Origin of the sequence: Prevotella sp. LCP21S3_D2 (assembly GCF_052118345.1) — a bacterium.
Lineage (GTDB): Bacteria > Bacteroidota > Bacteroidia > Bacteroidales > Bacteroidaceae > Prevotella.
This window is the reverse complement of sequence record NZ_JBQKHJ010000004.1, coordinates 37,719-50,814: the sequence shown is the minus strand read 5'-3', so window position 1 is coordinate 50,814 and position 13,096 is coordinate 37,719. Positions and strand designations below refer to the sequence as shown.

The window sequence follows — 13,096 nt, the reverse complement described above, 5'->3', positions numbered from 1 at the left end:
TGATTCCCCATTTCTATGATGGAATTGGGGAATTATTGTTTTTATATTAAAATAAACAACCTAAAAACAAACAAATGAAAAGAATATTATTAAGTACTTTTCTGTTGATTTCCTTGAGCCTTTCAGCTCAGAATATTGATAGAAAACAAGTAGTAGAGAGGAATAATCCTCATGTGGTGACGATGGATTCGCTGAATTCCTTGTCTGTGGGTAATGGTGGCTTTGCCATGACTGTAGATGGAACTGGTCTTCAGTCATTCCCTAAGTCTTATTCCAAGGGCGTTCCTTTGGGTACGATGAGCGATTGGGGCTGGCATTCGTTTACCAATCCTGAGAATTATAAACAGGAAGAAAGTTGGCGTTATTATGATTATGGAAGAGGAAGAAAGGAGCCATACGCTACCCAGATAAAGGAAGATAAGAGAAAGAAGGCAGCAGGAGATTGGTATCGTGTCAATCCTCATCGTCTGCATTTGGGTACATTGGGACTTTCTCTGGGGGCTGATCCTAAGAATATACAGCAGGTTAACCAAATTTTGGACATGTGGGATGGAATGATTAAGAGCAGCTTTATTTATCATGGTCGTGCTTATCAGGTGGAGACCACTTGTCATCCTGAGCTGGATATGATTGCTACTCACGTCCAGTCCAAAGGTCCTATCGCATTTGATATCCGTTTTGCTTATCCTACAGGCGGTCATTGTGACGATGCTTGCGATTGGAATAAAGATCATCTTCATTCCACAATGCTTGTTTCACAAGATAAGAATTCTGCCGTATTGAAACGAACTATCGATGAAACCGTCTATTTCGTGATATTGAGATGGCAGGGTATAGCCAAACTCAAGCAGAAAGGCAAGAATTTCTATCAGCTGCAGTCAAAGTCTGCTGACTTGAAATTGACCTGTGAATATGCAGAGCAGTTATCTTCTGAGAGCAAGACTTTTGCTGAGGTTGCGGATGCAGCTAAGGCTTATTGGAATAGCTATTGGCAGAAGGGAGCAATGGTGGATTTCGGACAGTGTAAGGATCCTCGTGCTCAGGAGATGGAGCGCCGTGTAGTGTTGAGCCAATACCTGCTGGCTATTCAGGATGCAGGTGACACTCCTCCACAGGAAACCGGTCTTACTTATAATTCCTGGTTTGGCAAGTTCCATTTGGAGATGATTCTCTGGCATCAGGCACAATTTGCCTTGTGGGGACATCCTGAATTGTTGGAGCGTTCTTTATCCTGGTATTTCAAGGCAGAGCCGAATGCCCGCAAGATAGCCCAGCGACAGGGATTCAAGGGAGTAAGATGGATGAAGATGACCGATCCTGGTGCTGGTGAGGCTCCATCAAGTGTAGGAAGTTTCCTGATTTGGCAACAGCCACACCTCATTTATCTGGCAGAATTGCTTTATCGTGCCAATCCTTCGCCTGCCATCTTGCAGAAATATGCGAAACTGGTCGATGAAACAGCTGAATTTATGGGCGACTTTGCAGAATATGATAAGGAGAAAGACCGTTATATTCTTCGCGGTTGTATTGCTGCCCAGGAAACCTTACCTGCCGCTACAACCGTTAATCCTCCATTCGAGCTCAGTCAGTGGCATTGTGCCTTGAAGATTGCGCAGGAATGGCGTGAACGACTGGGTAAGGCTCGTGATGCTCATTGGGACGATATCATTGCCAAGATCTCTCCTCTTGCATCCAAGGACAGTTTATACCTTGCTGCAGAGACCGAGCCTGATACCTATACCAAGGTTCGCATGTTCAGTGATCATCCAGCCGTGATGGGTGCCATCGGTCTGTTCCCATATAATAGTAGAATGATTGATTTTGCCAAGATGAAGAAGACCGAGCAATGGATTTGGAAGAACTGGAAGTGGAATACTTCCTGGGGCTGGGATTATCCGATGATGGCAATGGGAGCTGCCCGCATGGGAGAACCTGAGAATGCAGTAGGTGCTTTACTGATGCACCAGCAGAAGAATACCTATTTGGTAAGCGGTCATAACTATCAGGATGCCCGTTTGCGCCTTTATCTTCCTGGCAATGGCGGTTTGTTGATGGCTGTAGCCATGATGTGTGCCGGCTGGGACGGCAGTATTCATCCTAATCCGGGATTCCCGCAGGATGGCAATTGGAATGTGAAATGGGAAGGCTTGAAGCCTTTGCTTTAATAATATGATGTATCATCAAGAATAAATAATATGTTGGAAAGTCATTATTATAAGGATATGATAGAGGCTGGCTGTGATGAGGCTGGCCGTGGATGCTTGGCGGGTAGCGTCTATGCTGCAGCCGTCATTCTTCCTCCTAATTATCAGAATGCCGATTTGAACGACAGTAAGAAGCTCACCGATAAGAAGCGCAAGGCACTCCGCAAGCAGATAGAGCGTGATGCCGTAGCTTGGGCTGTGGGCATTGTTACGCCTGAAGAAATCGATAAAATCAATATTCTCAACGCCAGTTTCCTGGCTATGCACCGTGCCCTGGACCAGCTCAAGGTTCGTCCAGAGGCTGTTATCGTGGATGGTAACCGGTTTAAGCCTTATAAGGATTTGCCTTATACAACCATCGTAAAGGGAGACGGCAAGTATCTGGCAATTGCTGCGGCAAGCATCCTTGCCAAGACCTATCGTGATGATTACATGGATGCGCTGGCAGAAGAATATCCGCAGTACGACTGGAAAGGCAACAAGGGTTATCCTACCAAGAAACATCGTGCTGCCATCAGGGAATTTGGAGTCACTCCATATCATCGCATGAGTTACAATCTTTTAGGTACTGGCGAATTGAGTATAGATTTCAAGGATTAGAGGCTACAGATTTGGTCCTTTAAAACAAAGTCTGTTTTTTCTGTCGATTATTATAAACGAAAAGGAGGTAAATGCCGTCGATTGGTATTTACCTCCTTTTCGTTTTTTCTGACAGATACGGAGAATGTCTAATCTGTCTTTTATCATCAAGACGATATTAGAAGTCAAGAGTAATACCCTTTTCGTCAATCTTCTTGTATGTCTTGTCGTTGACAATTACATTCTTTGAATTCTTGGCATCGAAGGTGTGGTTCTTTGCACTAACCTTGATGTTTTCGAGCTTCACGCCATCTGTACGGTTGATGACGATGCCATATTCTGCATTGTTTACCTCCATATCCTTGATGTGGATATTGCTTACCGGCATCTCAGGGAGACCGTTGAAGTAAGCGGCACGACGGGCTGTGCGGCAGATGACATGGTTGATGTCGATATTGCGGAAGCAAGGAGTTGTCTCATCTACCTTGAACTTCTGTACCTTCTGACTCTTAGCCTCGTCGCCATCGTTGAGAACTTCAACGGCAGACTTGCCACCGTAATAGAGATCGAAGGTGATGACATCGGTCTGGATATCAAACATTGACATGTTGTCGATATAAATATTCTCTACTACGCCACCACGACCGCGTGTACTCTTGAAACGGAGCCCCACATCAGTACCGAGGAACTGGCAGTCGCTCACCTTAATATTCTTTACGCCACCGCTCATCTCGCTACCAACAACGAAACCGCCATGACCCTTGAATACGGTACAGCCGTTTACGATGACATTCTCGCAAGGAATGCCGCGCTTTCTTCCGTCAGCATCCTTACCGCTCTTGATACAGATACCGTCATCGCCCACGTCGAAAGTAGAATTGACGATGAGTGCATTCTTGCAGCTCTCCAGGTCAAGACCATCACCGTTCTGGGCGTATGAAGGGTTGCGAACCAATACATCTTCTATAAGAACGTTTTCGCACATCAGCGGATGAATGTTCCATGCTGGTGAATTCTGGAAGATAACACCGTTGAGCCAAACGTTCTTGCAGCTTACGAGACTGATCATTACAGGACGGAGGAAACGCTTGATCTCGTTCCACTCTTCTTCTGAAGTTGGAGTCTTAGGCACATTCATGTTGGCGCTGTTGTCAGCCTTCAATGCACCCTCTGTTGGGAACCAGTAGTCAGCTCTCTTGAAAGCACCGCCACGAGAAGTAATCTGCTTCCACTGTGCATCTGTAACCTTCTGCTTCTTCAATGGACGCCAGTATTCTCCGTTTCCGTCGATGCAGCCCTGACCGGTAATTGCCACGTTGGTAAGATTATGGCCAGAGATAGGTGACTGGCAGCGGCGCGTATCCAAACCTTCGAATGATGTATCTACAAAAGGGTAGAGGGCATCGTCTGGTGAGAAAAGGATGACAGCACCTTTTTCGAGATGCAGGTTGATATTGCTCTTCAATACGATAGGACCTGTGAACCATACGCCTTGTGGAACGATGAGTTTACCTCCGCCTTTCTGGGTGAGCGCATCGATAGCCTTGGCAAAGGCTGTGGTACAGAGAGAAGAACCGTCGCCAATAGCACCAAATTCCTTGAGGTTTACCTCATTGGCAGGGAACTGTGGACGGGTCACCTTTTCCATCTGGAATGGCAGATTCTCATATAGAGCATCATACTTCTTGATGTCGGTTGCCTGGGCGCTGAGTGCCAGCAAGCAAGCCCAAACCATGCTAAAAATTTTCTTCATGACTGTAATTATGTTTTTGTTTGATAAATCATTGTTAGCTTCCGTCTGCAAATTTATGAATAATATCTGATTTCACCAAACGAAAGTATCAGATTATGCCTATAAAACATCGCAAACGTTTTCAGTAGGAAAAAGTCGCAATAGTCTTAGCTGGTTGTAAAAGGGGACGTTTCGCTTTCTGCCTTACTATGGCACAATATTGCCCCTAGGCGGGCAACTTTTTGCCATTGGCAGATAAGAAATAATACGTCGGGAGAAAGATTCCATCAGGTCTATCTCTGTCATTTACTAGGTGCATTCTGGCAGTAGGTTGAGTAGTTTTGCTTGCGAAAAAAGCTACTCTCGATTTTACTCTTCACTCTTCACCTTTTCGCTTGAAACCCCGATAAACACTGGGGTTGCGAGTGGTGAAGAGCTTCGCCAACCCTTCACCCACCCTTCACCACCCTTCACCTCAGCAGAATTTTGAACTGCTTAAAGGGAGGATTCTGTTACTCTGGGAATAGGAATAAGACTTCAACTAAGCCCCATGTAAATCTCAACTAGGCTCTACGTAACCTTCAATTAAGCCCCACGTAAACTTTATCTAAGGCTTAAACCAGTTTCAAATAAGGTTTAAATCATCTTCAAAGAAGGCTTAAGCCAAGCTTAATAGAAGCTTAAAGCCACTCATAATAGAAGACTAAGGCCACTCATAATAGAAGCCTTGGAGCAAGCCTTAATGGAAACCCAAAAGCAGAAAGGTGAAGGGTGGGTGAAGAGTGGTGAAGAGTTGATGAAACCCTTCACCGTTATAAGTGTCTTATATATAGTGCTTTATGTTATGTTGGTGAAGGGTGAAGGGTGTTTTTGAGATTGTTGGGAAATCTGTCGGAATGAAATAATCCTAACTTTTTGTGTTTTTTCCAGCTTTAGCAGATACTTTTTCATGAAAGCAGGGGATGGATAATGTATATAACGAAAGAAGGTTGATAATCAAAAGACTATCAACCTTCTTGTTGTACCCAGACCCGGGATCGAACCGGGATGGATTGCTCCACTGGTGTTTGAGACCAGCGCGTCTACCGATTCCGCCATCTGGGCAAATAGCACTTGGCTTATTTGCGGTTGCAAAGGTACTAATAATTTTTGAACTGGCAAACTTTTTGAGAACTTTTTTTCGAAAAAAGTGCATTTTGCGTGCCAAAAGGCTAAAATATTGTTGTATTTGCCCCCTCCAATCTTAAATTAAGAGAAAAACTTTGGCGCATTCAAATATATTTTCTAATTTTACAGTTGGAAATTTAATTTAAAAACTGCAAACATATGAATCAAAATATGACGGTTAACGTAAATAACTACTATTGTGTGATACTTGCAGGAGGAAAAGGACGTAGACTTTGGCCTTGCAGCCGCAGTAACTATCCGAAGCAATTTATCGATTTCTTTGGAGTAGGACGTACTCAGTTGCAGCAAACCTACGACCGAATGGCAAAGATTGTTCCTGCTGATCATATATATATCAATACGAACGAGGAATTCGTACATTTGATTAAGGAGCAGTTGCCAGAAGTTTCTATGGATAACATTTTGGCAGAGCCTATTCATCGTAATACGGCTCCGAGCATGGCATGGGCCAATCATCGCATTTCCATGATAAATCCCAATGCCTGTGTGATTACCACTCCTTCAGACCAGGCTATCTTCAACGAGGAAGCTTTCCGGGAAAATGTGCTGAAAGGCTTGGCTTTTGTAGCAGAGAACGACCGGTTCCTTACCATGGGAGTGAAGCCAACCCGTCCTGAACCGGGTTATGGATATATTCAGATGGGCGATGTCTTTTGTGACAATATGTATCAGGTTCAATCCTTTACGGAGAAACCGGAGCGTGATTTTGCCAAGATATTCGTTGAGAGTGGGGAGTTTTATTGGAATACTGGTCTCTTCCTGAGCAATGTAAAGCATCTGAGAGAGTGTTTCTGTAAGATTCTGCCTCCTGTGCTCCGTGATTACGACAAGCAGTATCCGGAGTTTAGCATCGAGACGGAGAATGCCTATATGAAGGAGAGTTTTTCTTCTTATCCTAATATCTCTGTGGATTTTGGAATCCTTGAGAAGCCTTCAGATGTATGCGTGATGAAGTGTGATTTCGGATGGGCTGACCTGGGAACATGGCACAGTATCTATGAGGCGATGCAGAAGAGCGATGACGATAACGTGGTGATAGACAGCGATGTGATGATGGAAAACTGCCACAACAATGTGATTAAGTTGCCGAAGGGCAAGCTTGCCGTATTGAACGGGCTGGATGGTTTTATCGTTGCCGAGAAAGACAATGTGCTGCTCGTCTGCAGGAAGGAAGATTCTTCCGCATTGGTTCGCAAATATGTGAACGAGGTGCAGATGAAGCGAGGTGAAGACTTTATTTAATGGGCGATTTAGTCAAATAAATATAATATGTATGAAAAATGAGCTGCAACCCTCTGCAGCTCATTTTTTGCTTTATAAGCGGATGTGTGGTTTACACACATTCTACAATTTCTGGAATTCAGTATAAATCTTATCAGCGATTTCCTTGAACTCTTCCTCAGAGAGCTTGAGGTGCTCCTTGCGGAAATTGACATCAGCTTCGCTGTTCATTGGGATGAGGTGGATATGGGCATGAGGAACCTCCAGACCCAAAACAACCTGCGCCACTTTCTTGCATGGGAAGGCTGCCTTGATAGCCTTGGCTACCTTCTTGGCGAAAACCTCAAACTCAGCCAGGTCTTCGTCTTCCATATCGAAGATGTAATCAACCTCCTTACGGGGAATCACCAAGGTATGACCTTTGCCGATAGGGCTAATGTCGAGGAAAGCATAAAACTTGTCGCTTTCTGCACACTTGTAGCTAGGAATCTCTCCTGCTGCAATCTTTGAAAAAATGCTTGCCATAATCGCTAATCAATTTATAATTAATAATTTATAATTTACAATTCATATTATCTTATTCTCTTTTTGATGTCGTTGCATCGGCTACTTTCATTTTCTGTAGAGTATATCGGGTAGGCTTACATATAACATAAAAGGAACCGTCATACGGGCATTGCTGCCGATATGATAGTTCCTTTTATTCCGTTTTATTCAAATGAAATCTTGTCGATGCGAAGGTTGATGGTGCCGCGAGGAATCTTGATTTCTGCAATCTCACCTACCTTCTTGTTGAGCAATCCCTGTGCGATAGGAGTCTTGATGGAAATCTTGCCTTCCTTCAAGTTTGCCTCGCTCTCGCTCACGATGGTATAGGTCATCTTTGCCTTGTTAGCCATGTTGGTCATCTCTACCTTCGACATGATCTGCACGCTGTCGGTGCTGAGCTGCTTGGTATCGATAATCTTGGCCTCGGCAATGGTGAGCTTCAGGCGATTGATCTTATCTTCCAGATGAGCCTGTGCCTCTTTAGCGGCATCATACTCAGAATTCTCACTTAAATCACCCTTGTCGCGGGCTTCAGCAATTGCGGCTGATGCCTTAGGGCGCTCTACAGATACGAGCTGTTTCAGCTCAGCTACGAGATTGTCGTAGCCTTCTTGTGACATGTAAGCCATAATTTTTCTTGTTGTTTAATGTTATTAATAATATGTTCTTAGAGGCATAAAAAATAAAGAATTCCAGTGCCAGTGGAGCACCGGAATCCTATATCTTATATGTGTCTCTTTCTTATCCTTATGTTTATAATTCGATTGCAAAGATAGGACTTTATTTCCGTATCACCAAACTTTTTGGATGAAATTTTAAAAATAACCTCCTTTTTCCTTCACATACTCCATTAATTCACTAAAAATCTGATTATTGCGTAATATCTCCGGGTTGCCGGTCATAATCATCTGCTTCCTGGCTCGGGTGATGGCTACGTTCAGTTTGCGGTCGATGATGGCACCGTCTTCTACGAAACTGTTGCCGGCAAGAAAGTCGAGTTGCCAGATGTTCTGGATGGTGAAACTGTAGATGATGACATCTCGCTGGCTGCCCTGATAGCGTTCCACGGTATCGATGCTGATCTTCTCCAGTTCCGGGATGCCGAGTTTTTCGATGCCCTTGCGTACCATGGCTATCTGGTTGCGATAAGGTACGATGACGCCTACGGTCTTCTGCGGGTCGAACTGTGCGCCATAGAAACGGTGGATGCGACGGAGCATGTCTACCACGATTTCTGCTTCGTTGGCATTGATCTTGTCGGATACATTCGGTTCCTTGCAGAACTGAGATGGGAGGAAGATCATGCGATGTTCCTTCAGGAGGTCATCAAGCGCATCTTCTGATGGGAGGGTATAGGACAGTTCCTCTTCCAACTGGTGTGGACAAGGTACGGGTTCCAGTTTCTCCCGGCGGTAGAACATCCGGTTCGGAAACTCGGCTATCTCCGGGTGCATTCTTCCCTGACGGCGAAGTATGCCGATAAAGTCCGTGCGTTCCTCGTGGTCTTCCCAATGAATCAGGCGCTCGAAGAGGGAACTGCGGCAGTTGGTGAGGCAGATGTCCTGTAAGAGACTCATGTCTACAACTCCATTCTTCTGGCTGTCATGGATGGTAGGAATCGCAGAATCCTTCTCGCTCTGCTGCACTACGGCAGGCAACTGCTTATAGTCGCCGATGAGGATAAACTTATCCACGGCAGACAGGAGCCCGATGAGATTTGGCTCCAATATCTGGCTCGACTCGTCGATGATGGCAAGCTTGAAGTGCTTCAGGGTGAAGATGAACGGCTTGGAAGTCATCATCGAAGTAGTTCCTACGATTACGCGCGTACCTATTATATATTGTTTGATGGCTTCGAGCTTCGGACAGTCGCTGATAGCCTTCTCTATCAGATAAGGGCGGAACCGTTCATCGCAGGAGTATTCGCTGCCCAGACGCAGGAATGGGATGCCGGAATCTACCAGCATCTCGCAGATTTCATCTACGGCTCGGTTGGTATACGACATCAGGAGTATGGAGGAAGCGGGTTGCTGAGCTGTCTTGCCTCCGGTGACGATGCTTTCTGCTGTAGGCATTCCCGTTCCGTCGTTCAATGCTTCTTCTACCATAAACTTCAGGGCACGACTGGTTTTTCCTGTTCCCGGAGGCCCTACGAGCAGAAAGTAATCCTGCGCCTGTTTGGCACGGAGGATGATATCGTCCAAGACATTGTCGTAATGTTTGGTCAATGCCAGCGAAGTATCTCTTTGCGGAGCACGTTGTCCCAACAGCAAGTCGCGTTTCTCCTTTGGAGCACAGATAAACTGGTGCAGGTTGCGGATGCTTCCACCGGTCGATGCATCGCTCGTTCCGTGTTCGATGGCGTATGGCAGGTTCGTTTCGAAGATATCGGCGTTCTGCTGTCCGTCAGTGAGATGCACTACTATCTCATGGCTGTGAATCTCCTGCAATACACCTTTATATAATATAGCCTTTCTCACGTCGGGTTCTTCCTTCAGCTTGTAGGTATAGAGATACACCATGTCGCCGATGCGGAAGTTGGGCAGGAAGTCCTTTCCCTGGTCGGGCACACTGAGGGTGATGGTATCAAATCCACTTCCTGCGCTGCTCTGTTCCTTTCGGATGATGTGCAGGTCGGTATAGATATTGCCGGCATCCTTCTTCTCGGTGAGCGGCATGGTCCAGAGGTCAGAACTCGATGTGTTCGTTCCTTCCTGTGCGCCCACCTTGCTGATCATCTGTTCCCGTAAGACAAAGGTCATCATGCGGCAGAAGTAGGCTTCCTCCAGTGGAGAAAGGTCGTGGAGCGGGTTGGTGATGGCTTCTATCTGTGGTTTCAGATACTTGTTGTAGAAGAAATCCTGGGTACCTGCCACATTCAAAACTTCGGGGGTAAATTCATTCAGTGTATGCTCGAATCCCTCCTTGGCTATCTCGAAGGAGGCGGCAACGAGCTGGTTGCGGTATTCGATGGCCTCCTTGAAGAGCTTTTGGTAGTAAGCTACCACCATCAATCCGTCTTGCGGCTGATACTTGGAGTAGAGCAGTCGGATATTCACGCGGTCGTTGCTCAGCTTGAAGTTGTGCTGTAACACGCCATAGTAGAGCAGGAGCTGTACATAGTGAGGCTCCAGCTGATAACTGTGATAAGCGGGATCTACCTGATGGGTTTCGATATTCATGTTGCGTCCTGATTTCTGTTCCACCAGCAGCTTGCAGTCGGTGGTCATCAGGTCTACACGTCCCTGTATGCCCAGAGCTTCGCATACGAACGAAGGCTCCAGGATGGCTTTCTTCCTGTCGTAAAGACTTTCGCCTCGGAATGCTGACATCTTTGCCTGCGATGCGGTACGCGGAAAGAGAATATCCACTACCTGCTGCAGATTGAATGCCTGCAGGCTGGCATCGGTATAAAACTTCTTGGCGTCAAACCAGGGACAGGTACAGAACTCCAGGGCTTTCTCCCGGAAGTTGCTCTTCACGGTTTCGTTCACCTGATACTTGCCGTGTGAGTTGATGATGTCGTCGAGCGCAGCACCGGCAAAGTTACCGAGCAGGGTTGCCTGGGTGTTGGCACGGGGCTTCATCAGGTTTAATAGATAAAGCAGAGGATGGTGACCGAAAGCCGTGAAACAGGTAGCAATACTACTGATATCTACCAGATAATCGGGCTCTACAACGATGAGTCGGGGCGTGATGATGGGCTGCTTCACCTGACAGTCGAGCAGATTGAGCTGCATTCCTTCCTTCAGCAGGTCCCAAAGATAGGTATGGTCGATATGGTTTTCTTCGTCTTTCAACCGCACGAGATACTCTTCTTCATCGGCATCCTGATCGATGTCTACACGGATAAAGTCGCTGTCCCAGTTCTTTATAATGCAGCGGATGCGCCGGTTGTTGATTTCCAGTCCCTTCTGGAAGGGACGGTTGATATGCGGGATGAGTACATTGACTTCATGCGGTATTCTCTCTTCAAACACGGCGGAGATGAAGAGGGTGAGGGCACGGGCATCATATTTCAGGTCTTCGCCCGAAAGAGGTTCCTGCGAATTGCTGTGTCGGCGCATGGTCTGGATGGCAATCTTGTCTGCCACCTTGATGCCACGGGCCTTACAGAGATAATCCACTTGGGAAAAAAGGTTACCGAAAGCCTGTTTGGTATCCTTCACTCCTTCGTGGCAACAGAGGATGAGCGTATCGTGCATCATCTTGTTGCGAGTCTTCGGTTCCAGGTCGGGGAGCGTCAGGAGTTCCCTTACCCGCTGGAAAAGTTCTGTGGCACTGATATTGTTCTGATTCATGAATTGTTGCTTAATCTTGAGAGATGTTTACTTCATCTCTTTCCTCGAAAATGCGATTATTGGCTGCTTTTATTCCCATTATGGTAAAATATTGTATTCTCTCTTCAGCCAAAGCTCGAAGACAGGATCGACGAATGAGAAATCTTGAAGATGTTTCTCAACGAGATCTTTCTCTACTAATACTTTCTTGTTACGTGTGATGCTCTGTGGCTGCCCCAGACCATACGTCTCTACGACATCCTTGGCATTGAAGTGCTTTTCGCCAGAAGCGATGGCTTTCAACATGCCGATTTGGGTGGGAGTGAGCTCGTCCATCTCTGTCAAGAACAAATCTTCGTTGGTGTCCAAAACCAGTTGGAGCTGGTTGTCGAGGAGTTTTTGCGTCACCTCTTTGTCTGTGTGTGACCATAGGAAGAAGCAATATTGCTGTACGTACCAAGAGTTATACTTCACTCTTTCGCATAGACATTCTGCTTGGCTCTCAGAGATAGTTTTTCCTGTCTTCTTAAAATTGCTCATGATATATGGTATCCAATATTCCTTGGCTATTCTCTTCATGTTCATCAGTTGTCCGAACTTAAAGAAAGGACTGTTCGCCTTGTTGAAAATATCTTTCATCATGTGCATCTTGCTGCCGTAGAGACAATAGGTGGTATGGTGCTGCAACTGCCATTCAGCCCTCAGCATAGCTTCAAGGTTCTTCCATTTTGGCAGGTTGGCGAGTTGCTGAAACTCATCGATGCAGACGATAATCTTGATGCCTTTAGCCTCGGCTATCCTTTCGGGGAGTTGCAGAATGTTTTCAGGACTTTCCTTTACGGGATTCACCTTTAGGTTGACCTCTACGCTATTCATTGGGTCGGAAGCTATCGTGATGCTTGGGGTAAAACGATTGATAAATTTCACCAAGTCAGATAATTTCTGTTCCAATGTGGAAGAAACTCCTTGTATCACGATGGAGGCAAATTTGTTGTAGAATTCTTCCTCCGTATGAATCTTGGAGGCATCCATGAAGCAAACCTTTGTCTTGGATTCTTCCTGCATTAATTCTTCCATAGAGGTTCTGACAAGCGAAGATTTTCCCCATCTTCTTGGAGATACCAAGATGACGTTGATGCCGTGGCGAAGGAAATTTTTCAGTTCCCTTCGGTCTTCTACTCTGTCGATAAAACTCTCTTTCTCAGCGAGTCTTCCATAAATAAAGGGTATATCCATAGTCATTTTTTTATAAGTGATGGCGCAAAGTTACAAAAATTATAAATACTCTTATAATAAATGTATTTATAATTATGGATAATTAACGAGGTGATGGAAAAAGAAGT

The 13,096-nt window shown here is 45.6% G+C and carries 8 protein-coding genes and 1 tRNA gene; 3 read left to right on the top strand and 6 right to left on the bottom strand.

The annotated features are described in order from the left end of the window. Positions 1 to 74 precede the first annotated feature (74 nt). On the top strand, positions 75 to 2,165 hold the full coding sequence (locus tag ACTQ16_RS04505) for a hypothetical protein (RefSeq protein WP_441936306.1): 2,091 nt from the start codon (positions 75 to 77) through the stop codon (positions 2,163 to 2,165). A 30-nt stretch (positions 2,166 to 2,195) separates the two neighbouring features. Beyond that, positions 2,196 to 2,804, top strand: a complete 609-nt coding sequence (locus ACTQ16_RS04500) for a ribonuclease HII (RefSeq protein ID WP_295346338.1) — start codon at positions 2,196 to 2,198, stop codon at positions 2,802 to 2,804. A gap of 157 nt (positions 2,805 to 2,961) precedes the next feature. Here ACTQ16_RS04500 and ACTQ16_RS04495 read toward each other — a convergent pair whose 3' ends face one another. Then, positions 2,962 to 4,536 (bottom strand): glycoside hydrolase family 28 protein, encoded by a 1,575-nt coding sequence (locus ACTQ16_RS04495; RefSeq protein WP_441936304.1) that lies wholly within the window; start codon positions 4,534 to 4,536, stop codon positions 2,962 to 2,964. A 1,001-nt stretch (positions 4,537 to 5,537) separates the two neighbouring features. Then, a tRNA-Leu gene (locus ACTQ16_RS04490) sits at positions 5,538 to 5,619 on the bottom strand. 234 nt (positions 5,620 to 5,853) lie between these two features. Here ACTQ16_RS04490 and ACTQ16_RS04485 point away from each other — a divergent pair. Then, positions 5,854 to 6,945: a sugar phosphate nucleotidyltransferase gene (locus ACTQ16_RS04485; protein WP_294968799.1), complete on the top strand. Its 1,092-nt coding sequence runs from the start codon at positions 5,854 to 5,856 to the stop codon at positions 6,943 to 6,945. A gap of 102 nt (positions 6,946 to 7,047) precedes the next feature. Here ACTQ16_RS04485 and ACTQ16_RS04480 read toward each other — a convergent pair whose 3' ends face one another. From ACTQ16_RS04480 to ACTQ16_RS04465, 4 genes are all read right to left on the bottom strand, one after another. Next, positions 7,048 to 7,449 (bottom strand): HIT family protein, encoded by a 402-nt coding sequence (locus tag ACTQ16_RS04480; RefSeq protein WP_294968801.1) that lies wholly within the window; start codon positions 7,447 to 7,449, stop codon positions 7,048 to 7,050. 185 nt (positions 7,450 to 7,634) lie between these two features. Beyond that, the gene (gene greA / locus ACTQ16_RS04475) at positions 7,635 to 8,102 is read right to left on the bottom strand and encodes a transcription elongation factor GreA (RefSeq protein ID WP_294968804.1); all 468 of its coding nucleotides are present in this window, start codon (positions 8,100 to 8,102) and stop codon (positions 7,635 to 7,637) included. Between the two features lie 186 nt (positions 8,103 to 8,288). Further along, the gene (locus tag ACTQ16_RS04470) at positions 8,289 to 11,774 is read right to left on the bottom strand and encodes a DEAD/DEAH box helicase (protein WP_441936302.1); all 3,486 of its coding nucleotides are present in this window, start codon (positions 11,772 to 11,774) and stop codon (positions 8,289 to 8,291) included. A gap of 78 nt (positions 11,775 to 11,852) precedes the next feature. Continuing rightward, positions 11,853 to 12,995 carry an AAA family ATPase gene (locus ACTQ16_RS04465; protein WP_441936300.1) on the bottom strand — a complete coding sequence of 381 codons (1,143 nt, stop codon included), beginning with the start codon at positions 12,993 to 12,995 and terminating at the stop codon, positions 11,853 to 11,855. Positions 12,996 to 13,096: the final 101 nt, after the last annotated feature.